Below are 25991 nucleotides of genomic sequence, written 5' to 3'. Positions count from 1 at the left end.
ATGGTCCGGGTGCACTGGGACTGATGTGCGTGGGCAGGGCTGGGGCCCCTTCCGACCGCGCGAAACCGGTCATTCCGCTTGCTCCCGGTTCATTGAGTGGGGGATGTGCGTACACCTGTGGAAAATTGGCGTGAAGGTACCCGAACCGGGCATACGCATGAGCCGAACGAGGTCACACTCCAACTCGACGGCCTCGGAAGACAACTCTCCGAACTGGCCATAGAACCGGGCACGCCGGAAGGCTCCGACGGCCCGGTCTTCGTCGACGAGAGCGGCCGGCGCAGCAAGTCGCTCCGGCGTGTGGGCTGGCTGCTCGCGGCGATCTGCGCCGGCTACGCCGTGACGCTGGTCGTCGCACTCCTCGGCGGCAACTCCAGCGCGCCCTGGCTGCCCATCTCGGGGCAGCAGGAGAAGTCGGCCGAGGTCGAGGTGCAGCCCGCCCCGACCGAGTCCACGGGCACGGAGACGAGCTCCGGACCCACCGGTCCCGGCGCCACCCCCTCTGCGGAGCAGGCCGTTCCCAGCGGCGCACCGCAGTCCGCCAACGGCTCCGACCCCGTCCCGGCCGGGCCGGGCCCGGCCGACCGGGTGTCGCTGCCCGTCGCGTCCTCCCAGGGCGCCGAGGAGCCTTCGCGGTCCTCCGCTCCGGCCTCGGCCTCCGATTCGCCCGTCCCCAGCTCCTCGTCGCCCGTGGAGCCCTCGGAAAGCCCGGACCCGCCCGTCGAGACGACAGTTCCGCCGGTGGATGAACAAGAAGGCGCCCAGTAAATGACACCCCCCGCCCCGCGGGTCACGCACCACCGGAAGAAGCGGCCGAAGCGCAGACTCCCCATGCGTTATCTGCTGCCCTCGCTCCTTCTTGTCGCTCTGCTCGCCATGCTCATGCTGCGTGGCTACGTACACAGTGAGATCCTCGCGGACCACCGGATCCAGCCGCCGGCGCCCACCACACAGGTGCCGAAGAACGTCCTGGAGGGCGGTCCGGTCATCGACGCCCGGTCCGCGACCGAGCCCGCCAAGACGCTCCGGATACCCGACCGCAAGATCGTCCTCACCTTCGACGACGGCCCCGACCCGGTCTGGACCCCGCGGGTCCTGGACGCCCTGAAGAAGTACGACGCACACGGCGTCTTCTTCGTCACCGGCACCATGGCCTCGCGCTACCCGGAACTCGTCCAGCGCATGGTCGACGAGGGCCACGAGATCGGACTGCACACCTTCAACCACCCCGACCTCTCCTACCAGACGCCCGGGCGCATCGACTGGGAGCTCTCCCAGAACCAGCTGGTGCTGGCGGGGGCGGCCGGTATCCGTACGTCCCTGTTCCGGCCGCCGTACTCCTCGTTCTCCGACGCGATGGACAACAAGTCCTGGCCCGTGACGCAGTACATCGGCAGCCGCGGCTATCTCACCGTCGTGAACAACACCGACAGCGAGGACTGGAAGCGCCCCGGCGTCCCCGCGATCATCGAGCGCGCCACGCCCAAGGGCGGACAGGGCGCCATCATCCTGATGCACGACTCCGGTGGCGACCGGTCCCAGACCGTGGCCGCCCTGGGCACGTTCCTGCCGCAGATGGAGCAGCGGGGCTACGAGTTCACCAACCTGACCGCGGCCCTCGGCGCCCCCAGCGCGCACACCCCGGCCACCGGATTCGCGCTGCTCAAGGGCAAGGCGTTCGTCTCCGCCGTCAGCGTCTCGGAGCGGATCACCGATGTGCTCGTGGTCGGTCTCGCCGCCATCGGCGGGCTGGTCATCGCCCGCTTCGGCCTGATGCTGCTGCTCTCGTTCCTGCACGCGAGGCGGGTGCGCAGGAAGGACTTCAGCTGGGGCCCGCCGCTCGCCCGGCCGGTTTCGGTGCTGGTTCCCGCCTACAACGAACGCGAATGCATCGCCGCCACCGTGCGCTCGCTGGTGGCCAGCGACTATCCGGTCGAGATCATCGTCATCGACGACGGTTCGACCGACGGAACGGCGGACATCGTCCAGGCGCTGCGTCTGCCGAACGTCCGGGTCGTCCGCCAGCGCAACGCGGGCAAGCCCGCCGCCCTCAACAACGGCATCGCCCACGCCCGTTACGACATCGTCGTGATGATGGACGGCGACACGGTCTTCGAACCCTCCACGGTCCGCGAGCTCGTCCAGCCGTTCGCCGACCCGCGCGTCGGCGCGGTCGCGGGCAACGCCAAGGTCGGCAACCGCGACTCGCTCATCGGCGCCTGGCAGCACATCGAGTACGTGATGGGCTTCAACCTGGACCGCAGGATGTACGACCTGCTGGGCTGCATGCCGACCATCCCCGGCGCCGTCGGAGCCTTCCGCCGCGACGCGCTGGACCGGGTCGGCGGCATGAGCGAGGACACCCTCGCCGAGGACACCGACGTCACCATGGCCCTGCACAGGGACGGCTGGCGCGTCGTGTACGCGGAGAACGCGCGGGCCTGGACCGAGGCGCCGGAGTCCGTGCAGCAGCTGTGGTCGCAGCGCTACCGGTGGTCCTACGGCACCATGCAGGCGATCTGGAAGCACCGCCGCGCCGTCATCGAGCGGGGCCCCTCGGGCCGCTTCGGACGGGTCGGGCTTCCCTTCGTCTCGCTCTTCATGGTCGTCGCCCCGCTGCTGGCCCCCCTCATCGACGTCTTCCTGCTGTACGGACTGGTCTTCGGCCCGACGGGGAAGACGGTCGCCGCCTGGTTCGGCGTCCTCGTGGTGCAGGCGGTCTGCGCCGCGTACGCCTTCCGGCTCGACCGGGAGCGCATGGTCCACCTGATCTCCCTGCCGCTCCAGCAGATCCTGTACCGCCAGCTCATGTACGTGGTGCTGCTCCAGTCGTGGATCACCGCTCTCACCGGCGGCCGGCTGCGCTGGCAGAAGCTGCGCCGCACGGGAGTGGTGGGCACGCCCGGCGCCCAGCAGAGCGGACGCGCGGTCGCCGGACGGGACCGGAGGCCCGTGGCATGACCTATCCGAACCAGCCCCCGTTCGCCGAGCCGGCTCCCGGGCCATGGAACATCCCGCAGAACCCGCCGCCCCCGCCGATCCCGTCGGGCACGCAGTTCCCGCAGGCACGGCAGCCCCTGCCGTTCCAGCAGGTCCCGCACGAGGCTCCGGCCCCCGGGCCGGACCGGGACGAGCCGGCGAAGAAGCCCGGACGCGACCGCTATCTCGACCTGCTGCGCACCGTCGCCCTCGTCCGCGTCGTCGTCTTCCACCTCTTCGGCTGGGCCTGGCTGACCGTCCTCTTCCCGTCCATGGGCGTCATGTTCGCCCTGGCCGGTTCGCTGATGGCGCGCTCGCTGGCCCGGCCCGCGTGGAGCGTCGTGCGCGACAGGCTCCGCCGGCTGCTGCCGCCGATGTGGGCGTTCGCGCTCGTCGTCGTGCCGGTCATGTTCGCGCTCAGCTGGAAGCCCGTACGGGAGGAGGGGCTGTGGTGGTTCGTCCGGCTCGGCTGCTACCTCCTCCCGGTGGGCTCCCCGCCGTTCCCCGAGGAGAGCGGATCAACCGGCGGCTTCCTGGAAGTGTCCTGGGCCGACCAAGGCGTGGGGCCGCTCTGGTACATCAGGGCCTACCTCTGGTTCGTCATTGCCTCGCCCCTGCTGCTGCGCGCGTTCCGCAAACTGCCGTGGGTGACGCTGCTCGCTCCGATCGGCCTGACCGCCGTGCTCGGCACGGATCTGGTGACAATCCCCGGAGCCACCGGCGAGGCGATCCTCGACTTCGCTGTCTTCGGCTCCTGCTGGATCCTGGGATTCGCCCACAACGACGGCCTGCTGAAACAGGTTCCGCGCTACCTGGTCGTGTCGTCCGCAGCGATCGTCATGGGGTTCGGCATCTGGTGGGCGTCGGGCCACCTCACCGAGGAGGGCTGGAACCTCGACGAGATCCCGCTCGCCCAGGCCACCTGGTCCTTGGGCTTCTGCGCGATCCTCCTCGTGTACGCCCCGTCCTGGAAGCAGCTCCCGGGCAAGCTCGCCGGGTGGGACAGCGTGATCACCCTGGCCAACAACCGGGCCGTCACGATCTACCTGTGGCACAACCTGCTGCTGATGGCCAGCGCCCAGCTCGTCGACGAGCTGTGGAACGTCCCCTGGGTCGGCGACCACCTCGACTCGTACCTGGAGAGCTCCTACACCGTGCTCACACTGATCGCGGTCTGGCCTCTCCTGGGGCTCGCGATCCTCGCGGTCGGCTGGGTCGAGGACGTGGCGGCCAGACGCCGGCCGCGCCTGTGGCCGAACGGCACCCGCAAGGACCCGGAGAAGGTGCCGAGGGCCCGCCGGGACGACGGCGCACGCGCCCGCTGATCACTTCGCCCCTCACCGGGCCGCCCCCGGCCCGGTGAGAGCAAGGTTGCCTACCGGTCACCTCGCAGCACCACGCCGAAACGCGGGCTCCATACCGTCGGGGCACAAGCACCCGACACCCGTGGAGGCGCGTGATGGCTGGCCGTTGGATCGAACAGTGGGAGCCGGAGGACGAGACCTTCTGGCGCGAGACGGGCGAACGCGTCGCGCGGCGGAATCTGTGGTTCTCCGTGTTCTCGGAGCACATCGGATTCTCCATCTGGACCCTGTGGTCGGTGATGGTCCTGTTCATGGGGCCGGAGTACGGGGTCGACCCGGCGGGGAAGTTCTTCCTGATCTCCACGGCCACCCTGGTCGGCGCCCTCGTCCGTGTCCCGTACACCTTCGCCGTCGCCCGGTTCGGCGGACGCAACTGGACCGTCTTCAGCGCGGTGACGCTGCTCCTGCCGACCGTCGCCGCGTTCCTGGTGATGGAACCGGGGACCTCGTACGGCACCTTCGTGCTGGTCGCCGCGCTCGCCGGCATCGGCGGCGGCAACTTCGCCTCGTCCATGACGAACATCAACGCCTTCTTCCCGCTGCGCAAGAAGGGCTGGGCGCTCGGGCTCAACGCGGGCGGCGGCAACATCGGCGTCCCCGTCGTCCAGCTCGTCGGACTGCTGGTGATCGGTACGGCCGGGGCCGCGTACCCGCGCATCGTGCTCGGTGCGTACATCCCGCTGATCGTCGTCGCCGCACTCTGCGCCGCCTTCCGCATGGACAACCTGCGGCCCGTGCAGAACGACACCGGCGCGGCCAGGCAGGCGGTGCGCGATCCGCACACCTGGATCATGGCGGTGCTCTACATCGGCACCTTCGGCTCCTTCATCGGCTACAGCTTCGCCTTCGGTCTCGTCCTGCAGACCCAGTTCGGCCGGACCCCGCTCCAGGCCGCCTCGCTCACCTTCATCGGCCCGCTGCTCGGCTCCCTGATCCGCCCCGCGGGCGGCTGGCTCGCGGACCGGTACGGCGGCGCCCGCATCACCCTGTGGAACTTCGCGGGGATGGCAGGGGCGACCGGAGTCGTCGTCTACGCCTCCGGCGCCGAGTCGCTCGGCATCTTCCTCATCGGCTTCATCGCGCTGTTCGTCCTGACCGGACTCGGCAACGGATCGACCTACAAGATGATCCCCGGGATCTTCCACGCCAAGGCCATCAGCAAGGGCCTGCGCGGCGAGGAGGCCGCGGCGTACGGGCGGCGCCTCTCGGGGGCGGCCATGGGACTCATCGGGGCCGTCGGGGCGCTCGGCGGGCTCGCGATCAACCTGGCGTTCCGGCAGTCCTTCCAGACGGCGGGCACCGGAACCGCCGCCTTCTGGTCCTTCCTCGCCTTCTACGCGGTGTGCTTCGGAGTCACCTGGGCGGTATACCTTCGCCGGGCCCCGGCGGTGGCCACGAAGCCGCAGCTCAGCTACGCCGAAGTGTGAGCGGACCCCGGCTTGGCACGGGGGGACGTAACGGGTGTGAAATACAAGTGAACCGAGGCTGTCACGCAGTGTTGGCAGTCTCGGTCCTCCGCACCATCGAGCAGTAGCGGGACACGAGAGCCGGGTATCACGCCATGCACGACGACGCACAGCACGGGCCCCTCGCGGGCTTCACGGTCGGGGTGACCGCCGCCCGTCGCGCCGAGGAACTCGGCACACTCCTCCAGCGCAGGGGCGCCGTGGTCCTGCACGCACCCGCCCTGCGCATCGTGCCCCTCGCGGACGACAGCGAACTCCTCGCCGCCACCAAGGAACTCATCGACGACGCACCCGATGTCGTGATCGCCACCACGGCGATCGGCTTCCGGGGCTGGGTGGAGGCCGCCGACGGCTGGGGCATCGGGGACGCCCTCCTCGACCTCCTGCGCGGCGTCGAACTGCTGGCACGCGGCCCCAAGGTCAAGGGCGCCATCCGGGCCGCCGGGCTCACCGAAGCATGGTCGCCCGGCTCCGAGTCGATGGCCGAGGTCCTGGACCGGCTGCTCGGCGAGGGCGTCGCCGGCCGCCGGGTCGCGCTCCAGCTGCACGGCGAACCACTGCCCGGCTTCGTCGAGGCGCTGCGCGCTGCGGGCGCCGAAGTCGTCGGCGTACCCGTCTACCGGTGGATGCCCCCCGAGGACATCACCCCGCTCGACCGGATGCTCGACGTCACCGTCGCCCGCGGACTGGACGCCCTCACCTTCACCAGCGCACCCGCCGCCGCCTCGTTCCTGAGCCGGGCCGAAGTCCGCGGCCTGCTCCCCGAGATCCTCTCCGCGCTCCGCGACGACGTCATCACGGTCTGCGTGGGCCCGGTGACCGCGCTGCCGCTCCAGGCCGTGGGCATCGACACGTTCCAGCCGGAACGCTTCCGGCTCGGCCCCCTCGTCCAGTTGCTCTGCGCCCAACTCCCCGGTAAGGCACGACCGCTGCCCGTCGCCGGTCACCGGATCGAGATCCGCGGCCACGCCGTGCTCGTCGACGGCGCCCTGCGCCCGGTGCCGCCCGCGGGCATGGCCCTGCTGAACGCCCTTGCCCGCAGGCCCGGCTGGGTGGTGGCCCGGGCGGACCTGCTGCGCGCGCTGCCCGGCAGCGGCAGCGACGAACACGCCGTGGAGACGGCGATGGCCCGGCTGCGCAGCGCACTTGGCGTGCCCCGGCTGATCCAGACGGTCGTCAAGCGGGGCTACCGGCTGGCGCTGGACCCGGTGGCCGACACGAAGTACGTGGAGTAGGGGCGCGACAGGGTCCAGGGGGCCGTCCGGGCCGGGGATAGTGTGCTCGGATGATCAACGACAGTCATCAGCTCGCCGATGGCACGACCCTGCGGCCCGCCTCCCTCGACGACGCCGGTTCCCTCGCCGCCGCGCTCACCCGCAGCCGTACGTACATGCGCCCCTGGGAGCCCGAGCGGACCGAGGTCTTCTACACCGCGCAGGGCCAGACGGAACGCCTCGCCGGGCTGCTGGCCGAGCGGGACGCCGGGCGCGCCGTGCCCTGGGTGATCGCCGACGAGGAGGACCTGGCGGTCGGCGCCTTCACGCTCTCCTCGATCGAACGTGGCCCGTTCCGCAGTGGCCGCCTCGGCTACTGGATCGATGTCGACCGGGCGGGCCGCGGACTCGCGACCACCGCCGTCGGCCGGATCTGCGAGCTCGCGCGGGACGGTCTCGGGCTGCACCGGGTCGAGGCCGGGACCGTCGTGGACAACGTCGCCTCGCAGCGGGTGCTCGCCAAGTGCGGCTTCGAGCAGTTCGGGACGGCCCCGCGCTTCCTCCACATCAACGGGGAGTGGCGCGACCACCGGCTGTTCCAGCGGATCCTGCACGACGGTCCGCCGAGCTGATCCCTTCGACGGCCGCGGACCTGGCGTGGCGGTGGCCGGCCAGCGGATACGCGGGAGGAAACGCCGGCAGGACACCGGCCGGCGCGAAACCGCACTTCTCCGCGACCCGGCACGACGCTTCGTTGTCGGCCTGGTGCACCAGCTCCAGCCGCGTGAGCCCGTCCCCCGCGAACGTGGCGAACGCCCAGTCGCAGAGCGCCGTGAGGGCCCTGGGAGCCACCCCGCGCCCGCGCGCGGACGCCGTGGTCCAGTAGCCCACCTCGGCCGTGTCCGACGACGGTTCGGCGCGTTTCAGCGCCACGTTGCCGACCAGTTCGCCGCCGAGCGCCGTATCGGTCACCGCGAAACCGAACCGGGTGCCTGCCACCCAGCCCTCCCGCTGCGCCGCCAGCCACCCGGCCGCGTCGTCGGCGTCCGCCATCCGCGTCGCCGCCCACCGCCGCATCGCCGGGTCGGCGTACGCCCCGAGCAGCGCGGGAGCGTCCTCCGGCCGCCAGGGGCGCAGCAGGAGGGGGCCCGCGGTGAGCGTGACCTCGGACCGGGCGTCGTCCATGCGTAAGTCCATACGGGCCACGGTACGGAACGCCCTCGCGGCGCCCGGACGGTACCCGCCCGGTAGGAGGGGTTCCGGCCCGGGCCGGTGACGGGCACTCTGGTGGTGACTCCCCATCGGTGACCCCGAGGCGGTGACAGGCGCATGGCGGCGGGCACGGGCACGGGCGCGTACGACTGGCGGTTCGACTCCGGCCGGATCTGCCTCGACCTGGTGGCGACGGGGACCGGGACCTCCGGAGCGTGCGAACAGCTCGCCGGGACCGGCCCGCTCGCCGCATGGCTGGTGGCCGCCGCCCTGGTGCCGAACGGGACCGTGCTCGCCACCGTCGACGACACCTGGGTGGCCCGCTTCCGTCACCTGCGGGCGGACATCGACCGGCTGCTGACCGCCGAACTCGGCGGCGGCCGGGCCGACGCCGCCCTGGACCGTGTCAACGCGCTCGCCGCGGGGCCGCCGCCCGGGCTGCGGGCGGTCCGGGCGAAGGGCGGGGACCTCACCCGGACCCTGAACGCCCCGCCCACGTGCGCGGAACTGCTCGCCGCCGTGGCGCGGGACTGCGTGGACCTGCTGACGGACCCGGTGGCCAGGTCCTGCCTGCGCCGCTGCGAGGGCGACACCTGCCGGCGTCTCTACCTCGACACCTCACGGGGCCACCGGCGCCGCTGGTGCTCCAGCGAGGTCTGCGGAAACCGTGAACGGGTCGCCCGCCACCGCCGCAGAGCGGCAGCCGCCGACGCGGACGGCCGCTGAAAAGAATCTTGAACCGGATTGAATGGTCCGGCGCCCGGCTGCGTATCGATGGTCGAAGAGCTCGACAGGGTCTCGACCAGGAGGTTCGGGTGCGCAAGGATGCGGCCGTGGCCGATGACCGTCCGCACAGGGCTCGACATCGCAGTGAACCGCCCCGCCCCGGCTCCGACGTCCCCGACGAGGAGCTGATGCGGGCGCTCTACCGCGAACACGCCGGGCCGCTGCTCGCCTATGTGCTCCGCCTGGTGGCGGGGGACCGGCAGCGCGCCGAGGACGTGGTGCAGGAGACGCTCATCCGTGCCTGGAAGAACGCCGGTCAGCTCAACCGGGCCACCGGTTCCGTACGCCCCTGGCTGGTGACGGTCGCCCGGCGCATCGTCATCGACGGCCACCGCAGCCGGCAGGCCCGGCCGCACGAGGTCGATCCGTCGCCGCTGGAGGTCATTCCCGCGGAGGACGAGATAGACAAGGCGTTGTGGCTGATGACGCTCTCGGACGCGCTGGACGATTTGACCCCGGCGCATCGGGAAGCATTGGTCGAGACCTATTTCAGGGGACGTACGGTCAACGAGGCCGCCGAGGTGCTCGGCATCCCCAGCGGGACGGTACGGTCCCGGGTTTTCTACGCACTCCGTTCGATGAAGCTCGTACTCGAAGAGAGGGGGATCACGGCATGAGCGACCACGAGTGGCAGCCGTTCGGGCCCCGGCCCACTGGTCCCCACGACCCCTCGGGGCCCGCGGGCCCGCCCTCCGGCCCCTTCGGGCAGCCGATGGAGGGACCGGGGCACGACGCCGCCGGTGCCTACGTCCTCGGCATCCTGGACGAGGCGGAGGCGAGTGCCTTCGAGGCGCACCTCGCGCACTGCGCGCTGTGCGCCGCCCACCTCGACGAGTTCGCCGGTCTCGAACCCATGCTCGCGATGCTCGCCGAGGCACCCGCGGCCCACCCGGGCGCCCGGCCCGTCCCGCACGTCCCCGAACCGCCCGCTCCCGCGGTGCTCGACCGGCTGGTCGACGAGGTCGCGCGGAAGCGGGAACTGCGCCGCCGCCGCGGCAGGTATCTGATGGCGGCCGCTGCCGCCGTGATCATCGCCGGCCCGGTGATCGCCGTCACCGCCACCGGAGGCGACGACGGCGGGCGTTCGGTGGCGACGGGGGACCCGCACCCCACCAGCCCGGCCGAGGACGCCTTCTTCCACCACATGGAGGAGAAGAAGACGGCGACCGATCCCGCCACCGGGGTCGACGCCACCGTCGGCATGGAGGCGAAGGCATGGGGGACCCACACGGTCCTGGAGCTCAAGAACGTCAAGGGCCCCGAGAAATGCAGCCTGATCGCCGTCTCCAAGACCGGTGAGGAGGAGGTCGTCACCTCCTGGTCCGTACCGAAGTGGGGGTACGGGATCGAGAACTCCCCGCACAAGGCCGCGAAGTACCCGCTGTACGTGCACGGCGGCGCGGCGATGGACCGCAACGACATCGACCACTTCGAGGTGCGCACCTTCGACGGCGAACGGCTGGTGGAGATCGACGCGTGAGCGCGCGGGCGCAACTTCCGACGCGCAATCGCAATGCTGGTGACAGGTGCGGAGCGGGCCCCCCTTCGCGTACGGTTGACGGCTGCCCAATGCACGTCAGAAGGGGGCCTCGGTGGCCGCGCAGGATGCCGCTGTCGATTCGTTGCGGGACCGGGAAATCGGTGTCGAGCAAGAACATCTGGACCGGGTTTACCACCGCCTCGAAGAGAAGATCGACGAGGCGGAATTTCTCATGCACGACGCCGTGAAACGAGGCCAGGTCGGTACTCCGGGGGCGCTCGCCGAGCGCGACGCCCAGGTCTTCCGGGCCGGTGTGCACCTCAATCGGCTGAACAACGAGTTCGAGGACTTCCTCTTCGGGCGGATCGATCTGCTGCTCGGCAAGGACGGTGAGCGCGGCCCGGACGGCGCGTTCACCTCCGTCGAGCCCGCCGACGACGCCGTACGGCCGGACAGCACCGCGGACATCGCGGAGACGCTGCACATCGGCCGTATCGGAGTCCTCGACTCCGACTACGCGCCGCTGGTGATCGACTGGCGGGCCCCGGCCGCCGCGCCGTTCTACCGGTCGACGCCGAAGGAACCCGGCCGGGTGGTGCGCCGGCGGGTCATCCGCTCCAAGGGCCGCAAGGTCCTCGGGGTCGAGGACGACCTGATGCGCCCCGAACTCACCGCGTACCTGGGCGGCGGCACGCTGCCCGTCATCGGCGACGGTGCGCTGATGGCGGCCCTCGGCCAGGCACGCAGCCACACCATGCGGGACATCGTCTCGTCCATCCAGGCCGAACAGGACCTGGTGATCCGGGCCCCCGCGGCCTCCGTCACGGAGGTCTCCGGCGGCCCCGGCACCGGCAAGACCGCCGTCGCCCTGCACCGGGCCGCCTATCTGCTCTACCAGGACCGGCGGCGGTACGCGGGCGGCATCCTGGTCGTCTCGCCGACCCCGCTCCTCGTCGCGTACACCGAGGGCGTCCTGCCCTCGCTCGGCGAGGAGGGCCAGGTCGCGATCCGCGCGGTCGGCTCGCTCTCCGACGAGGCGGCGGGCATTGCGGGCGCCACCACGTACGACGAACCGGCCGTCGCCCGCATCAAGGGCTCGTCCCGGATGCTCCACGTGCTGCGCAAGGCCGCGCGCGGGGCGCTGGAACAGCCGAGGGCGCAGGCGGAGCGGTCCAGGGAAGGCCAGTTGGCGTTCGGGGACGAGGCGGAGGAGCAGGCGCAGCCCGCGGGCACCCCCACCCGGCTCCGGGTGGTCGCCTTCGGCGCCCGCGTCGAGCTGAACGCCGACGAGCTCCAGCGCATCCGGAACAACGTGCTCAGCGGCACCGCACCGGTCAACCTGCTGCGCCCGCGCGCCCGCAAGCTGCTCCTGGACGCCCTCTGGAGCAAGTCCTCGGGGCGGGGCCGCTACACGGACCCGGAGCTCGTCGCCGAGCTGCGCTCGTCCTTCGACGAGGACGTCTCCACCGAGACGCCGTTCCTCACGTTCCTCGACGGCTGGTGGCCCGAGCTCACCCCTCGCAAGGTGCTCGCCACGATGGCCGACGAGAGGCGGCTCGGCCGGTGGGCGCGGCGCATCCTCAACCAGGGGGAGGTGCGGCGCCTGGCCCGCTCCCTCAAGCGGCTCGACAGCGAGGGGCAGGGGCCTCTCTCCGTCCACGACGTGGCGATCCTGGACGAGCTGCAGACCCTGCTCGGCACCCCGAACCGACCCAAGCGGAAGCGGGAGTTCGACCCGCTGGACCACCTCACCGGTCTTGAGGAGCTGATGCCGCAGCGCGAGGAGACCCAGTGGGAGCGGGCCGAGCGGCTGGCGGCGGAGCGTACCGAGTACGCGCACGTCATCGTCGACGAGGCCCAGGACCTGACGCCCATGCAGTGGCGGATGGTCGGCCGAAGGGGCCGGCACGCCACCTGGACGATCGTCGGCGACCCCGCGCAGTCCTCCTGGTCCGATCCGGACGAGGCGGCTGCCGCGCGGGACGAGGCGCTCGGCAGCCGCCCCCGCCGCCGGTTCACCCTCACCGTCAACTACCGCAACCCGGCGGAGATCGCCGAGCTCGCGGCGAAGGTGCTCGCCCTGGCGATGCCGGGGATGGAGTCACCGGCGGCGGTCCGCTCGACCGGGGTGGAGCCGCGCTTCGAGTCCGTACGCGACGGGGATCTGGCGGCCACGGTCCGCGAGGAGGCGCGCAGGCTGCTCTCCGAGGTGGACGGCACGATCGGTGTGGTCGTCGCCATGGACCGCCGCGCCCAGGCACGCGAATGGCTCGCGGAGCTCGGGGAGCGGGTGGTGGCGCTCGGCAGCCTGGAGGCGAAGGGCCTGGAGTACGACGCCACGGTCGTCGTCTCGCCCGCGGAGATCGCGGACGAGTCACCGGCCGGGCTGCGGGTGCTGTACGTGGCGCTGACCCGGGCCACGCAGCAGCTCACGGTGGTGTCGGGCGAGCGCGACCTGCCCGACGGGGACGGGGTCCCGGACCTGCTGAGGGGCTGAGCGGCCGGGGGAGCCGGGGCGGGCCGGAGAGGGGCCGAAAGGCGGTTTTCCGGTCAACCTGCGATGCGGGAATCACTTCCCGGGGGTCTTTGTTAGCCTGGTGTTGGCACCGGCTCGATCCAAGCCCCCGGGCCCAACCTTCGTCGCTTCGAGCGACCACTTGCCGCGAGGCGAGCATGGCGGGTCGGTGCCACCTAAATGAAAAAGACAGGCCCGCGTCACCTGTAGGTGGCGTGGGCCTGTTTCTGTTCCGGGGGAGGTTCGTGAGCCGCCGGGGCTTCCGCCGAACGGCCTACTTCTCGTATGGTGGAAACTACTTTCCGAACTGTGGCAGTCATTACCGGCTACCGGCCGGTAGGTGCGACGATCGGGAAGCGCGCCCGAGGCGACTGCCCCGGACGCGCGGCAATGAAGCTAAGGAAAGCGAAGGACTCGGCCATGGCAACGGCGCCCAGCGTCTCGTACTCGATGACGGTGAGGCTGGAGGTGCCCGCGAGCGGCACAGCGGTCTCCCAGCTCACCACGGCCGTGGAGTCGCACGGCGGTTCGGTCACCGGCCTCGACGTGACCGCTTCCGGCCACGAGAAGCTGCGGATCGACGTCACCATCGCGGCCTCCTCCACCTCGCACGCGGACGAGATCGTCGAAGGTCTGCGCAACATCGTGGGTGTGGTGCTGGGCAAGGTCTCCGACCGTACGTTCCTGATGCACCTCGGCGGCAAGATCGAGATGGCGTCCAAGCACCCCATCCGCAACCGTGACGACCTCTCGATGATCTACACCCCGGGCGTCGCCCGTGTGTGCATGGCCATCGCCGAGAATCCCGAGGACGCCCGCCGCCTGACCATCAAGCGCAACTCCGTCGCAGTTGTGACGGACGGCTCCGCGGTGCTCGGTCTCGGCAACATCGGCCCGATGGCCGCGCTCCCCGTGATGGAGGGCAAGGCGGCCCTCTTCAAGCGCTTCGCCGGCATCGACGCCTGGCCGATCTGCCTGGACACCCAGGACACCGACGCGATCGTCGAAATCGTCAAGGCGATCGCCCCCGGCTTCGCCGGCATCAACCTGGAGGACATCTCCGCACCCCGCTGCTTCGAGATCGAGGCACGGCTGCGCGAGGCCCTGGACATCCCCGTCTTCCACGACGACCAGCACGGCACCGCCATCGTCGTCCTGGCCGCCCTGACCAACGCCCTGCGCGTGGTGGGCAAGGGAATCGGGGACGTACGCGTCGTCATGTCCGGCGCCGGAGCGGCCGGCACGGCCATCCTGAAGCTGCTCATCGCCGCCGGCGTCAAGCACGCCGTCGTCGCCGACATCCACGGCGTGGTGCACGCGGGCCGCGAGGACCTGGTCTCCGCCGACCCCGACTCGCCGCTGCGCTGGATCGCCGACAACACCAACCCGGAGGGCGTCACCGGCACCCTCAAGGAGGCCGTCGTCGGCGCGGACGTCTTCATCGGGGTCTCCGCCCCCAACGTCCTGAACGGCGACGACGTGGCCGCCATGGCGGACGGTGCGATCGTGTTCGCGCTCGCGAACCCGGACCCCGAGGTCGACCCGGCAATCGCCCGCCAGACGGCAGCAGTTGTCGCCACCGGCCGCTCGGACTTCCCCAACCAGATCAACAACGTGCTGGTCTTCCCCGGCGTCTTCCGCGGCCTGCTGGACGCCCAGTCCCGCACGGTCAACACGGAGATGATGCTCGCCGCGGCGGGCGCCCTCGCGGACGTCGTCGCCGAGGACGAGGTGAACGCGAACTACATCATTCCCTCGGTCTTCAACGACAAGGTCGCGGGAGCCGTCGCCGGGGCCGTCAGGGCCGCCGCGAAGGCCGCCGGGGCCGTCACCGAGGGCACCGCGGACCTGGTCTGAGGTACGCCGTCCGGGGCGCGCGGCCACGGCTTCCGGGGAGGGTGCCCTACCTCACCTCCGGCTGCCGTACGGCGCGTCGCGGGTCGCGGCGTCCCAAACGCCCCTTTAGGGTGGCGGGCAGCGGGCCCCGCTGGGCCCGGCATCCGCTGCGGACCGCTTCAGGAAGTCGACGGAACGTCACTATGGGCAAGCCGTGGCGCTTTTCGTGTGACTCCGGAGGGTTCCGGATTGGCTTTCCCGCCGCTGGTGGGGGCAGGATGCGTATTCGGGCGAGAGGGTCTGACATCAGACCCGGGTCCGGGGACTGTCAGAGGGCCCTGGCAGCATCGGCTTCGATCTCACGCCTCACAGGCAAGAAGAACACGGGAGTACAAACATGAACCGCAGTGAGCTGGTGGCCGCCCTGGCCGACCGCGCCGAGGTGACTCGCAAGGACGCCGACGCCGTGCTGGCCGCGCTCGCCGAGACCGTCGGAGAGATCGTCGCCAAGGGCGACGAGAAGGTCACCATCCCCGGCTTCCTGACCTTCGAGCGCACCCACCGTGCCGCTCGCACCGCTCGGAACCCGCAGACCGGCGACCCGATCAACATCCCCGCCGGTTACAGCGTGAAGGTCTCCGCGGGCTCGAAGCTCAAGGAAGCCGCCAAGGGCAAGTAAGGCCTTGAGCAGCAGCCGCCGAGGCATCATGAGGCCCTGAGCGGCAAACGAAGAGCGGCCACCCTGTGCGGGGTGGCCGCTCTTCGCCGTATACGGGCCTCCAGGGCCCCGTATACGAGGAACGGCGGCGCCCCCCGCCCTGGGGGGCCACCGCCGTCCGCCGTCGCCTCTGTGCGCCGTTGCCGGGCCTCTCGCTAGACGAGCGCCCCGCCCGGCAGCTCGACCTTCGCGCCGAGCTTCTCGAGCTTCTCCATGAAGTTCTCGTAGCCGCGGTTGATCAGGTCGATGCCGTGCACCCGTGAGGTGCCCTGCGCCGCCAGAGCGGCGATCAGGTACGAGAAGCCGCCGCGCAGGTCGGGAATGACCAGATCGGCGCCCTGGAGCTTCGTCGGCCCGGACACGACCGCCGAGTGCAGGAAGTTGCGCTGCCCGAAGCGGCAGTCGGAGCCGCCCAGGCACTCGCGGTAGAGCTGGATGTGAGCGCCCATCTGGTTGAGCGCCGAGGTGAAGCCGAGCCTGGACTCGTACACCGTCTCGTGGACGATGGACAGGCCGCTGGCCTGCGTCAGCGCCACCACCAGGGGCTGCTGCCAGTCGGTCTGGAATCCGGGGTGGACGTCCGTCTCCAGGGCGATGGCGTTCAGCGCGCCGCCCGGATGCCAGAAGCGGATGCCCTCGTCGTCGATCTCGAAGGCCCCACCGACCCGGCGGAAGGTGTTCAGGAACGTCATCATCGAGCGCTGCTGGGCGCCGCGCACGTAGATGTTGCCCTCGGTCGCCAGCGCCGCGGACGCCCAGGAGGCGGCCTCCAGGCGGTCCGGGATCGCCCGGTGGGTGTATCCGTCGAGCCGGTCGACACCCGTGATCCGGATGGTCCGGTCGGTGTCCATCGAGATGATCGCGCCCATCTTCTGCAGTACGCAGATGAGGTCCTCGATCTCCGGCTCCACGGCCGCGTTGGACAGCTCGGTGACGCCCTCGGCGAGCACGGCCGTCAGCAGCACCTGCTCGGTGGAGCCCACCGACGGGTAGGGCAGCCGGATCTTCGTACCGCGCAGTCGCTGCGGGGCCTCCAGGTACTGGCCGTCCGCCCGCTTCTCGATCGTCGCGCCGAACTGGCGCAGCACCTCGAAGTGGAAGTCGATGGGCCGGCCGCCGATGTCGCAGCCGCCGAGCCCCGGAATGAAGGCGTGGCCCAGGCGGTGCAGCAGCGGGCCGCAGAAGAGGATCGGGATGCGCGACGAGCCCGCGTGGGCATCGATGTCGGCGACGTTCGCGCTCTCGACGTGGGAGGGGTCCAGGATCAGTTCGCCCGGCTCCTCACCGGGGCGGACGGTCACGCCGTGCAGCTGCAGCAGTCCCCGGACCACCCGTACGTCACGGATGTCGGGCACGTTGCGGAGCCGGCTGGGCCCGCTGCCGAGCAGCGCGGCGACCATCGCCTTGGGCACCAGGTTCTTGGCGCCTCGGACGCGGATCTCGCCCTCGAGCGGGGTTCCGCCGTGGACAAGCAGGACATCGTCTGTGCCGGTCATGAATCTCGCGTTCCGGAGTGGTCGGGCGGGGGGCCATCGAAAAGGGTAATGGCCTCCTACCCCCCTTCCGTAAGGCAAACGGGCGTGTACGAACGTCATGAATCCGCCACAACACGCTCTGCGCAGCACCCCTTGCGGAGGGTTACCCTCCGCAAGGGGCCCGAAAAAGTGCGCTCCCCGTGCATCCGTGCGCCCTGAGCTGCACTCGTACCCCCTCGGCAACCGGCCGGTCCACTTGGTGCCCGCGGAGGCCGAAGATGCGGGATCATTTCTGCCATGACGGAGGTGTCCTCGCTCACAGGGCGGCTGCTCGTGGCCACACCCGCCCTGGCGGACCCGAATTTCGACCGCGCGGTGGTGCTGCTCCTCGACCACGACGAGGAGGGCTCACTCGGCGTGGTCCTGAACCGCCCGACCCCGGTCGGCGTCGGCGACATCCTCGCGCCCTGGGCCGGACTCGCCGGCGAACCGGACGTGGTCTTCCAGGGCGGCCCCGTCTCGCTCGACTCGGCGCTGGGCGTCGCGGTGATACCCGGCGACGACGGCCCCCTCGGCTGGCGCCGGGTCCACGGCGCGATCGGCCTGGTGGACCTGGAGACCCCGCCGGAGCTCCTGGCCGCGGCCCTCGGATCGTTGCGGATCTTCGCCGGGTACGCGGGCTGGGGCCCGGGGCAGCTGGAGGCGGAGCTGGGCGACGGCGCCTGGTACGTCGTCGAGTCGGAACCGGGCGACGTGTCGTCGCCCCGTCCGGAGAACCTCTGGCGTGCGGTCCTGCGGCGCCAGCGCAGCGAGCTCGCGATGATCGCGACGTACCCGGACGACCCCTCGCTGAACTGACGGACGGCCCGCCGCCGGAGCGGTGGCGGGGCCGGGCGCACCTGGCGGCTCCGATACGCCGCGGGCTTCAGTACCCTTGGCGGTTATGAGCACTCTTGAGCCCGAGCCCGGGGCAGGTACGGGGACCCTCGTGGAGCCGACACCACAGGTGTCGCACGGCGACGGCGACCACGAGCGCTTCGCCCATTACGTCCAGAAGGACAAGATCATGGCGAGTGCCCTGGAGGGCACCCCCGTGGTGGCACTGTGCGGCAAGGTCTGGGTGCCGGGGCGCGACCCCAAGAAGTACCCGGTCTGCCCCATGTGCAAGGAGATCTACGAGTCCATGGGCGCCGGCGGCGACAAGGACAAGGGCAAGGGCGGCAAGGACAAGAAGTAGTCCTCACCGGTCCGCAGTCCGAGCAGGAACTCACGGGAGGGCCCCCGGGGCGCGCAGCGATGCGCGCCCCGGGGGCCCTTTCGCGTTGCCCGGGGGTCCTCGCGTTGCACGGGCTGCACCCGCGGGTCACAGAGTGGTAGAGACCACTTGTCGGCACTCTGATGCGCCCCTACTCTCCTGCCAGTTGTGCGGAACGAAACGTGCGTTGCACAGGGTGCAACGACTGATCCGGTAGGGGCTCCGATGAACCTTTCTGCCCGAATTGCCGCCCCGGCTGCGGCACTTGTGCTGGCGGGCCTCACCGCCACCGCCTGCGCGCCGCAGACCTCCGACACCAGCGCCAAGGGCGACGAGAAGTCCGGCACGCTCCGCGTCTGGCTGTTCCAGGAGGTCGGCAACACGCCCAAGGAGAAGGTCGTCGACGCCGCCGTCGCCGACTTCGAGAAGAGCCACAAGGGCGCGAAGGTCGAGGTCGAGTACATACCCGTCGACACCCGCGCCCAGCGGATCAAGGCCGCCTTCAACGACCCGAAGAGCGCCCCGGACGTCATCGAGTACGGCAACACCGACACGGCCGGCTACGTGAAGGACGGCGGACTCGCCGATGTGAGCGAGGAGTTCGGGGCCTGGGACGAGGCCAAGGACACCGATCCGATCGCCAGGCAGTCGGTGACGGTCGACGGCAAGGTGTACGGAGCCCCATTCTTCGTCGGCGTACGGGCGCTGTACTACCGCACCGACGTCTTCGAGGACCTGGGCATCGAGGTCCCCAAGTCCCAGGCCGAGCTGATCTCCACCGCCAAGAAGGTCCACAAGGCCAAGCCCGACCTGTACGGCCTCGCGGTCGGCGGCGCGTACACCTACGGCGCGATGCCGTTCATCTGGGCCAACGGCGGCGACCTGGCCAACGAGTCCGGTGGTACGTACAAGGCGGCCATCAACAGCGACAAGGCCCGCAAGGGCATCGAGTCCTACACCTCGCTCTTCGGCGACGCGAACTGTCCGGCCGCCAAGTGCGCCTCCATGGGTGGCAACGCGACCGTCACCACCTTCGCCTCGGGCAAGGCGGCCATGGCCATCGGCGGCGACTTCAGCCACAGCGCCGTCGAGGCGGGCTCCGTGAAGGGCAAGTACGCGGTGGTGCCGCTGCCCGGCGTCGCGGAGGGCTCGATCGCCCCGGCGTTCGCGGGCGGCAACAACATCGGCGTACTCAGGAGCAGTTCGCACCGCACCCTGGCCGTGGACCTGATGAAGTCGCTGGCCGGCAAGAAGACGCAGGCCGAGCTGTTCGACGCGATGGGCTTCCTGCCGACCTACACCGACGTACGGGACAACGCCGCGAAGAAGGAGCCCTTCGTCGCGCCGTTCGTCCAGACCCTCGGCGCGGGCGCCAAGTTCGTCCCGGCCTCGCCGGGCTGGGGCCAGATCGACGCCTCGCTCGTCCTGCCGACGATGTTCCAGGAGATCGTCAGCGGCCGTAAGGACGTCGCGGCGGCCTCGGACGACGCGGCGAAGAAGATGGACGCGGCGTTCGCCGCCGCGGGCTGACGATGGCCGCGAACAGCACGACGTACAAGGCCCCGGCACCCGCCGGGACTCCCGGGGCGGGCGGCACACAGGTCCGCCCGCCCCGGCGAGGCCGCCCCGCCTCACCCGCGCGGCACCCCGCCTGGACCCCCTGGCTCTACCTCCTGCCCGCGCTCGTCCTCCTCGGCGCGCTCCTCGTCTACCCGATCTACCAGCTCGGCCTGATCTCCTTCCTGGAGTACACCCAGGCCCAGGTGAGCGGGCGTGAGCCGACCACCTTCCAGGGCTTCGGCAACTACGCGACGCTCTTCGGCGACAGCCAGTTCTGGCAGGTGCTCCTCGCGACCGTGGTCTTCGCGGCGGCCTGCGTGGTGGCCACCCTCATGACCGGCTGCGCCCTCGCCGTCCTGCTGACCCGGGTCCGGGCCCTGCCGCGGCTCGCGCTGATGATGGCGGCCCTCGGCGCCTGGGCGACCCCCGCCGTCACCGGCTCGACCGTCTGGGTCTTCCTCTTCGACCCGGACTTCGGACCGGTCAACCGGGTCCTGGGACTCGGCGACTTCTCCTGGACGTACGGGCGCTACAGCGCCTTCGCCCTGGTGCTCCTCGAAGTGCTCTGGTGCTCGTTCCCGTTCGTGATGGTGACCGTCTACGCGGGCATCCGCGCGATCCCCACCGAGGTGCTGGAGGCCGCCTCGCTGGACGGCGCCTCGCAGTGGCGGATCTGGCGGTCGGTCATGGCGCCGATGCTCCGGCCGATCCTGGTCGTCGTCACCATCCAGTCGATCATCTGGGACTTCAAGGTGTTCACCCAGATCTACGTCATGACCAACGGCGGCGGCATCGCCGGCCAGAACCTGGTGCTCAACGTGTACGCGTACCAGAAGGCGTTCGCGTCCTCGCAGTACAGCCTGGGTTCGGCGATCGGTGTCGTGATGCTGGTGATCCTGCTGGCCGTGACCCTGGTCTATCTGCGCCTGGTACGGCGCCAGGGGGAGGAACTGTGAGTATGCCGGGCACCCGATTCCGCGTCCGCCGGCCCGGCCGGCTGGCCGCCGAGGCCGCGGCGCTGCTCATCGCCGCCGCGGTCGCCTTCCCGCTCTACTGGATGGTGCTCTCCGCCTTCAAGCCGGCGGGCGAGATCCAGTCCACCGAAGCCCGCCCCTGGACGCTGTCGCCGTCCCTCGACTCGTTCCGCCGGGTCTTCGAACAGCAGGATTTCGGCCGCTACTTCCTCAACAGCCTGTTCGTCGCCGGCACGGTCGTCATCGCGTCCGCCCTGATCGCCTTCCTGGCGGCGACGGCGGTGACCCGGTTCCGCTTCAGGTTCCGCACCACGCTGCTGATCATGTTCCTCGTCGCGCAGATGGTGCCGGTCGAGGCGCTGACCATCCCGCTGTTCTTCCTGATGCGGGACTTCGGCCAGCTGAACACCCTGGGCTCGCTGATCCTGCCGCACCTCGCCTTCTCGCTCCCCTTCGCGATCTGGATGCTGCGCGGCTTCGTGCGGGCCGTCCCGGAGGCCCTGGAGGAGGCCGCCTGTATCGACGGGGCGAGCCGCACCCGCTTCCTGTGGCAGATCCTCTTCCCGCTGGTCTTCCCGGGCCTCGTGGCGACGAGCGTCTTCTCGTTCATCTCGACCTGGAACGACTTCCTGTTCGCCAAGTCGTTCCTCATCAGCGACACCTCCCAGTCGACGCTTCCGATGGCGCTGCTGGTCTTCTTCAAACCGGACGAGAACGACTGGGGAGGGATCATGGCAGCCTCGACGGTGATGACCATTCCCGTGCTGGTCTTCTTCGTACTCGTACAGCGACGCCTGGTCTCGGGACTGGGCGGAGCGGTTAAGGACTGACGTGGACAACCTCATTCCCGCGCCTGTGCGCCTCAACGACCAGGGCCGGTGCGCGTTCCTCCTGGACCGGTCCACCAAGATCACGGCACAGGCCGGTACCGAGAGCACCGAGCGGTGGCTGCGCTCCACCCTCGGAGCCGCGTTCGGCCTGCCGCTCGCACCGGGCCGCGAAGGGGCCGGGCACGCCATCCAGTTGCGCCTGGACCCGACACTGGAGCCGGAGGGCTACCGGTTGAGCACCACGCTCGACATGGGCGTCGTGATCAACGGAGGCAGCCCGGCGGGCGTCTTCTGGGGGGCGCAGACGCTCCGTCAGCTCCTGGGCCCCGATGCCTTCCGTAGCGCGCCCGTCAGCCCCGGCGGCAAGACCGTCATCCCGTACACGGACATCGAGGACAGCCCCCGCTTCCCCTGGCGCGGCCTCATGCTCGACGTCTCGCGGCACTTCCTGCCCAAGGACGACGTCCTGCGGTACCTGGACCTCCTCGCCGCCCACAAACTGAACGTCTTCCACTTCCACCTGACCGACGACCAGGGCTGGCGCGTAGAGATCAAGCGCTACCCCCGGCTCACCGAGGTCGGCGCCTGGCGGGACCGCACCAAATACGGCCACCGTGCCTCCGAGCTGTGGGACGAGACCCCGCATGGGGGCTTCTACACCCAGGACGACATCCGCGAAATCGTCGCGTACGCCGCCGAACGGCACATCAGGGTCGTCCCGGAGATCGACATCCCGGGCCACTCGCAGGCCGCCATCAGCGCGTACCCCGAGCTGGGCAACACGGACGTGATCGACACGACCGCCCTCTCCGTCTGGGACACCTGGGGCGTGAATCCGAACGTACTCGCCCCCACCGACACCACCCTGCGCTTCTTCGAGGGCGTCTTCGAGGAGATCCTCGACCTCTTCCCGGCCGACACCTCGCCGTTCATCCACGTCGGCGGCGACGAGTGCCCCAAGGACCAGTGGAAGGAGTCCGCGACGGCCCAGGCCCGGATCGCCGAACTCGGCCTGGCGGGCGAGGACGAGCTCCAGTCCTGGTTCATCCGCCACTTCGACACCTGGCTCACCGCGCGCGGACGCCGCCTCATCGGCTGGGACGAGATCCTGGAGGGTGGTCTCGCGGACGGCGCCGCGGTGTCCTCGTGGCGCGGCTACGCGGGCGGCATCGCCGCCGCGGAGGCCGGCCACGACGTCGTGATGTGCCCCGAGCAGCAGGTGTACCTGGACCACCGTCAGGACGGCGGCCCCGACGAGCCGATGCCGATCGGGTACGTGCGCACGCTGGAGGACGTCTACCGCTTCGAGCCCCTGCCGCCGGGCCTCTCCGAAGCGGCGGCCCGTCACGTCCTCGGCACCCAGGCCAATGTGTGGACCGAGGTCATGCAGAACCGGGCCCGCGTCGACTACCAGGTCTTCCCCCGGCTCGCCGCCTTCGCCGAGGTCGCCTGGTCCCGGCTCCCGGCGCCCGCCGAACGGGACTTCGCCGACTTCGAACGCCGGATGGCCACGCACTACGCGCGACTTGACGCCCTGGGCGTCGACTACCGCCCGCCGGGCGGCCCGTTGCCCTGGCAGCGGCGCCCCGGTGTCCTCGGCCGTCCGATCGAGGGTGCGCCGCCGAACGTGTAGACGGCACCGAAGTCGGGGCGGGCCACCGGGACCACGGGCGTTCGCGGTGGCCGGAGGCCCGTCCCGCACGAAGGGAATAAGTCATACGAGACGCGCTGAAGAGTGGCAATTCACACTCTGCGCCGAAGAGGTGCGAAACGGGATCATCCTCCAGGTCAGGGGCGGAAACCCCCTTCGCGGACCCTCGCGTCGGGCCGGTCGGAAGATGTGCCAGAGTTGCCACGTCCGGGCTGTGAGCACGTACCGTACGGCGGAACAGGCGGACAGCCGGGAGACCGGAAAGGGGCAGCTGGGTTGACCACTCACGCACCGCAGGCGATGCAGTCGGTGACGCTGCCGGCCTCGCTCGACGAGGCCGTGGCGGCACTCGGTGCCATGCCCGCCGCCGTTCCTGTGGCAGGTGGCACGGACCTGATGTCGGCCGTCAACAAGGGGCTCCTGCGCCCCTCGGGGCTCGTCGGCCTCGGGCGGATCAGCGAGCTGCGCGGCTGGCACTACCAGGACGGTCACGCGCTGCTCGGCGCCGGACTCACCCACGCACGCATGGGGCGGCCCGACTTCGCCGCCCTCATCCCCGCGCTCGCCGCGTCCGCGCGCGCCGCGGGCCCGCCCCAGATCCGTAACGCCGGCACGCTCGGCGGCAACATCGCCACCGCGGCCCCGACCGGCGACACCCTGCCGGTCCTGGCGGCCCTGGAGGCCGAGCTGGTCGTCGCCGGCCCCGGCGGAACCCGCCGCGAGGTCCCGGTCTCGCACCTGCTGGCCGGCCGCGAGATGCTCTCGTCCGCCGAGCTGATCGGCTTCGTCCGCGTGCCGCTGCTGCACGCCCCGCAGATCTTCCTGAAGGCCACCGGCCGCACCGGACCAGGCCGCGCCACCGCGTCCGTGGCGATCGTCCTGGACCCGGCCCGGCGCGGAGTGCGCTGCGCGGTCGGCGCCGTCGCACCGATGCCGTTGCGGCCCCTGGAGGCCGAACGCTGGATCGCCTCGCTGATCGACTGGGACGGCGAACGCGGCCTGGCCCCCGACGCGCTGGCCGCCTTCGGCGAGTACGTCGCCGCGGCCTGCATCCCGGACCAGACCCCGCCGGCCGACGGGGGAGAGGCACCCCCGCTGCCTCCGGCCGTTCATCATCTGCGCCGCACCGTCGCCGCGCTGGCCCGACGCGCGCTCGGGAGGGCACTGTCGTGAGCAACGAGGACCCCACCGAGCAGCAGGGGCAGCACGACCCGTACGGACAGCAGTACGGCGGCTGGCAGCCGACCCCGCAGAGCGGCGAGTACGACGCCGAGGCGACGGCCTTCGTCCACCTGCCCCCGGAGGACCTGGCCAACGACCCGCTGGCCGCCCCCGGCCACGGGTACGTACCGCCGATGATCCTGCCGCTGACCCCGGCCGCGGGCCTGGACCCGGCGGCCACGGGCAGCTGGGTCGTGCAGACGCAGAACCAGCAGGCCCAGGACCCGCAGGCGCCGGACGCCGGTGCGGGCGACGAGCCCCTCGCGCCCTCCTCGGTGCACTGGCCGGACCCGAACCGGCAGCAGGAGCACGAGTACCCGGCGACGTCCTCCACGACGGCCCAGTGGAACTTCACCGAGGCGACGACCGCCGAGCCCACCAGTGGCACCGGGGCCTCCGGCCACACCGGTGAGTGGACGATCCCGGTGGCCGACGGCGACCTCCCGGAGGAGTCCGGCGAGTTCGCCGCCTCCGCCCTGGCGTCGCAGTGGTACGCGGACACGGCCCCGCCCGCCACGCTGCCGGGCGGCGCGCCCGCACCGTGGGCGACGCAGCAGCCGGAGCCGGAGCCGGAGCCGGAGACCGTACCCCGGACCGCCGACGAGCTTTCGGAGACTTCCGAGGACCAGGCACCGCCGGCGGGGGAGACACCCGAGCACCCCGCCGCCGACACCACCGGCGCCCTCGACGTCCCGGACGTTCCCGGCGCCACCGACCTCGCGCCCGCGGCCCCGCCGGCCGACGGGGCCGAGCCCGATCTCGCCCCCGTCCCCGGCCTCGTCCCCGACGAGGACCCCGCCGCCGCTGCCGGGCCCCTCACGGGCGCCCCGAGCGAGCACCCCTCCGCCTCCTACGTCCTGCACGTGAACGGCGCCGACCGTCCCGTCAGCGATGCCTGGATCGGTGAGTCCCTCCTCTACGTGCTGCGCGAGCGCCTCGGCCTCGCCGGTGCCAAGGACGGCTGCTCGCAGGGCGAGTGCGGGGCCTGCAACGTCCAGGTCGACGGGCGCCTCGTCGCCTCCTGCCTGGTCCCCGCGGCCACGGCGGCGGGCAGCGAGGTCCGTACGGTCGAGGGCCTCGCGGTCGACGGCGAGCCGTCCGACGTCCAGCGCGCCCTGGCCGCCTGCGGCGCCGTCCAGTGCGGCTTCTGCATCCCCGGAATGGCGATGACCATCCACGACCTGCTGGAGGGCAACCACGCCCCCTCCGAGCTGGAGACGCGCCAGGCGCTGTGCGGCAACCTCTGCCGCTGCTCCGGCTACCGCGGAGTACTCGACGCGGTGGGCGAGGTCATCGCCGGCCGCGAGGCGAGCGCCGAAGCAGCCGCGTCCGAGCCGGCCGACGAAGCCCGCATCCCGCACCAGGCGGCCCCCGGCGCCGGTAGTGTCCAGCCTCACCCGCACGAGGGAGGCGACCTGTGAGCGACGCACGCAGGGCCGCCGGCATCCCGAGCGC

General features: G+C 71.2%; 22 protein-coding genes. 20 read left to right on the top strand and 2 right to left on the bottom strand.

The annotated features are described in order from the left end of the window. The first annotated feature begins 117 nt into the window (after positions 1-117). From OG230_RS13590 to OG230_RS13565, 6 genes are all read left to right on the top strand, one after another. Entirely contained in the window at positions 118-768 is a 651-nt protein-coding gene (locus OG230_RS13590; RefSeq protein WP_328910457.1) for a hypothetical protein, read from the top strand. A 63-nt stretch (positions 769-831) separates the two neighbouring features. Further along, positions 832-2961 (top strand): bifunctional polysaccharide deacetylase/glycosyltransferase family 2 protein, encoded by a 2130-nt coding sequence (locus OG230_RS13585; RefSeq protein ID WP_328911390.1) that lies wholly within the window; start codon positions 832-834, stop codon positions 2959-2961. Beyond that, on the top strand, positions 2958-4304 hold the full coding sequence (locus OG230_RS13580; RefSeq protein WP_328910456.1) for an acyltransferase family protein: 1347 nt from the start codon (positions 2958-2960) through the stop codon (positions 4302-4304). The genes OG230_RS13585 and OG230_RS13580 overlap by 4 nt, the downstream gene beginning before the upstream one ends. Before the next feature lie 134 nt (positions 4305-4438). Continuing rightward, positions 4439-5770: a nitrate/nitrite transporter gene (locus OG230_RS13575; RefSeq protein WP_328910455.1), complete on the top strand. Its 1332-nt coding sequence runs from the start codon at positions 4439-4441 to the stop codon at positions 5768-5770. A gap of 134 nt (positions 5771-5904) precedes the next feature. Then, positions 5905-7044, top strand: a complete 1140-nt coding sequence (locus tag OG230_RS13570; RefSeq protein ID WP_328910454.1) for a uroporphyrinogen-III synthase — start codon at positions 5905-5907, stop codon at positions 7042-7044. Positions 7045-7094: 50 nt separating this feature from the next. Next, on the top strand, positions 7095-7655 hold the full coding sequence (locus tag OG230_RS13565) for a GNAT family N-acetyltransferase (protein ID WP_328910453.1): 561 nt from the start codon (positions 7095-7097) through the stop codon (positions 7653-7655). Here the strand turns inward: OG230_RS13565 and OG230_RS13560 are convergent. Continuing rightward, positions 7591-8220 carry a GNAT family N-acetyltransferase gene (locus OG230_RS13560; RefSeq protein ID WP_328910452.1) on the bottom strand — a complete coding sequence of 210 codons (630 nt, stop codon included), beginning with the start codon at positions 8218-8220 and terminating at the stop codon, positions 7591-7593. The two genes, OG230_RS13565 and OG230_RS13560, sit on opposite strands and share 65 nt — an antisense overlap. Before the next feature lie 132 nt (positions 8221-8352). Here OG230_RS13560 and OG230_RS13555 point away from each other — a divergent pair, with 132 nt between their 5' ends. The 6 genes from OG230_RS13555 (at position 8353) to OG230_RS13530 (ending at position 15531) form a co-directional block, all read left to right on the top strand. After that, positions 8353-8961 carry a CGNR zinc finger domain-containing protein gene (locus OG230_RS13555; protein WP_328910451.1) on the top strand — a complete coding sequence of 203 codons (609 nt, stop codon included), beginning with the start codon at positions 8353-8355 and terminating at the stop codon, positions 8959-8961. Between the two features lie 89 nt (positions 8962-9050). Then, on the top strand, positions 9051-9638 hold the full coding sequence (locus tag OG230_RS13550) for a sigma-70 family RNA polymerase sigma factor (RefSeq protein WP_328910450.1): 588 nt from the start codon (positions 9051-9053) through the stop codon (positions 9636-9638). Beyond that, on the top strand, positions 9635-10501 hold the full coding sequence (locus OG230_RS13545; protein ID WP_328910449.1) for a zf-HC2 domain-containing protein: 867 nt from the start codon (positions 9635-9637) through the stop codon (positions 10499-10501). The genes OG230_RS13550 and OG230_RS13545 overlap by 4 nt, the downstream gene beginning before the upstream one ends. Positions 10502-10613: 112 nt before the next feature. Then, complete coding sequence (locus OG230_RS13540; RefSeq protein WP_328910448.1) at positions 10614-12998, top strand: HelD family protein; 2385 nt, start codon at positions 10614-10616, stop codon at positions 12996-12998. A 438-nt stretch (positions 12999-13436) separates the two neighbouring features. Next, complete coding sequence (locus OG230_RS13535) at positions 13437-14873, top strand: NAD-dependent malic enzyme (protein ID WP_328910447.1); 1437 nt, start codon at positions 13437-13439, stop codon at positions 14871-14873. A gap of 376 nt (positions 14874-15249) precedes the next feature. Further along, positions 15250-15531, top strand: a complete 282-nt coding sequence (locus OG230_RS13530; RefSeq protein WP_003968811.1) for an HU family DNA-binding protein — start codon at positions 15250-15252, stop codon at positions 15529-15531. A gap of 194 nt (positions 15532-15725) precedes the next feature. On the opposite strand, the gene murA is transcribed toward OG230_RS13530, so the two are convergent. Beyond that, complete coding sequence (murA, locus tag OG230_RS13525; protein WP_328910446.1) at positions 15726-17066, bottom strand: UDP-N-acetylglucosamine 1-carboxyvinyltransferase; 1341 nt, start codon at positions 17064-17066, stop codon at positions 15726-15728. Between the two features lie 276 nt (positions 17067-17342). Here murA and OG230_RS13520 point away from each other — a divergent pair, with 276 nt between their 5' ends. The 8 genes from OG230_RS13520 (at position 17343) to OG230_RS13485 (ending at position 25957) form a co-directional block, all read left to right on the top strand. Next, complete coding sequence (locus OG230_RS13520) at positions 17343-17903, top strand: YqgE/AlgH family protein (RefSeq protein ID WP_328910445.1); 561 nt, start codon at positions 17343-17345, stop codon at positions 17901-17903. A gap of 85 nt (positions 17904-17988) precedes the next feature. Continuing rightward, on the top strand, positions 17989-18282 hold the full coding sequence (locus tag OG230_RS13515) for a DUF3039 domain-containing protein (RefSeq protein ID WP_328910444.1): 294 nt from the start codon (positions 17989-17991) through the stop codon (positions 18280-18282). A gap of 243 nt (positions 18283-18525) precedes the next feature. Then, positions 18526-19830 (top strand): extracellular solute-binding protein, encoded by a 1305-nt coding sequence (locus tag OG230_RS13510; protein ID WP_328910443.1) that lies wholly within the window; start codon positions 18526-18528, stop codon positions 19828-19830. Between the two features lie 2 nt (positions 19831-19832). Further along, positions 19833-20816 (top strand): carbohydrate ABC transporter permease, encoded by a 984-nt coding sequence (locus OG230_RS13505; protein ID WP_328910442.1) that lies wholly within the window; start codon positions 19833-19835, stop codon positions 20814-20816. Between the two features lie 2 nt (positions 20817-20818). Further along, positions 20819-21664: a carbohydrate ABC transporter permease gene (locus OG230_RS13500; RefSeq protein WP_328910441.1), complete on the top strand. Its 846-nt coding sequence runs from the start codon at positions 20819-20821 to the stop codon at positions 21662-21664. A gap of 1 nt (position 21665) precedes the next feature. Beyond that, positions 21666-23297 carry a beta-N-acetylhexosaminidase gene (locus tag OG230_RS13495; protein ID WP_328910440.1) on the top strand — a complete coding sequence of 544 codons (1632 nt, stop codon included), beginning with the start codon at positions 21666-21668 and terminating at the stop codon, positions 23295-23297. A gap of 294 nt (positions 23298-23591) precedes the next feature. After that, a complete protein-coding gene (locus tag OG230_RS13490; RefSeq protein ID WP_328910439.1) occupies positions 23592-24488 on the top strand; it encodes an FAD binding domain-containing protein in 897 nt (298 codons plus the stop codon). Continuing rightward, on the top strand, positions 24485-25957 hold the full coding sequence (locus OG230_RS13485) for a 2Fe-2S iron-sulfur cluster-binding protein (protein ID WP_328910438.1): 1473 nt from the start codon (positions 24485-24487) through the stop codon (positions 25955-25957). The genes OG230_RS13490 and OG230_RS13485 overlap by 4 nt, the downstream gene beginning before the upstream one ends. Positions 25958-25991 lie beyond the last annotated feature (34 nt).

This window comes from Streptomyces sp. NBC_00234, assembly GCF_036195325.1.
Classification (GTDB): Bacteria; Actinomycetota; Actinomycetes; order Streptomycetales; family Streptomycetaceae; genus Streptomyces.
This window is presented reverse-complemented; position numbering and strand designations above follow the sequence as displayed.

Excerpts from the sequence above, each read along its gene's own strand:
- OG230_RS13585 (WP_328911390.1), top strand. The coding sequence starts at position 832 with ATGCGTTATCTGCTGCCCTCGCTCCTTCTTGTCGCTCTGCTCGCCATG.
- OG230_RS13580 (WP_328910456.1), top strand. The coding sequence starts at position 2,958 with ATGACCTATCCGAACCAGCCCCCGTTCGCCGAGCCGGCTCCCGGGCCA.
- OG230_RS13575 (WP_328910455.1), top strand. The coding sequence starts at position 4,439 with ATGGCTGGCCGTTGGATCGAACAGTGGGAGCCGGAGGACGAGACCTTC.
- OG230_RS13570 (WP_328910454.1), top strand. The coding sequence starts at position 5,905 with ATGCACGACGACGCACAGCACGGGCCCCTCGCGGGCTTCACGGTCGGG.
- OG230_RS13565 (WP_328910453.1), top strand. The coding sequence starts at position 7,095 with ATGATCAACGACAGTCATCAGCTCGCCGATGGCACGACCCTGCGGCCC.
- OG230_RS13560 (WP_328910452.1), bottom strand. The coding sequence starts at position 8,220 with ATGGACTTACGCATGGACGACGCCCGGTCCGAGGTCACGCTCACCGCG.
- OG230_RS13555 (WP_328910451.1), top strand. The coding sequence starts at position 8,353 with ATGGCGGCGGGCACGGGCACGGGCGCGTACGACTGGCGGTTCGACTCC.
- OG230_RS13545 (WP_328910449.1), top strand. The coding sequence starts at position 9,635 with ATGAGCGACCACGAGTGGCAGCCGTTCGGGCCCCGGCCCACTGGTCCC.
- OG230_RS13535 (WP_328910447.1), top strand. The coding sequence starts at position 13,437 with ATGGCAACGGCGCCCAGCGTCTCGTACTCGATGACGGTGAGGCTGGAG.
- OG230_RS13530 (WP_003968811.1), top strand. The coding sequence starts at position 15,250 with ATGAACCGCAGTGAGCTGGTGGCCGCCCTGGCCGACCGCGCCGAGGTG.
- murA (WP_328910446.1), bottom strand. The coding sequence starts at position 17,066 with ATGACCGGCACAGACGATGTCCTGCTTGTCCACGGCGGAACCCCGCTC.
- OG230_RS13520 (WP_328910445.1), top strand. The coding sequence starts at position 17,343 with ATGACGGAGGTGTCCTCGCTCACAGGGCGGCTGCTCGTGGCCACACCC.
- OG230_RS13515 (WP_328910444.1), top strand. The coding sequence starts at position 17,989 with ATGAGCACTCTTGAGCCCGAGCCCGGGGCAGGTACGGGGACCCTCGTG.
- OG230_RS13510 (WP_328910443.1), top strand. The coding sequence starts at position 18,526 with ATGAACCTTTCTGCCCGAATTGCCGCCCCGGCTGCGGCACTTGTGCTG.
- OG230_RS13505 (WP_328910442.1), top strand. The coding sequence starts at position 19,833 with ATGGCCGCGAACAGCACGACGTACAAGGCCCCGGCACCCGCCGGGACT.
- OG230_RS13500 (WP_328910441.1), top strand. The coding sequence starts at position 20,819 with ATGCCGGGCACCCGATTCCGCGTCCGCCGGCCCGGCCGGCTGGCCGCC.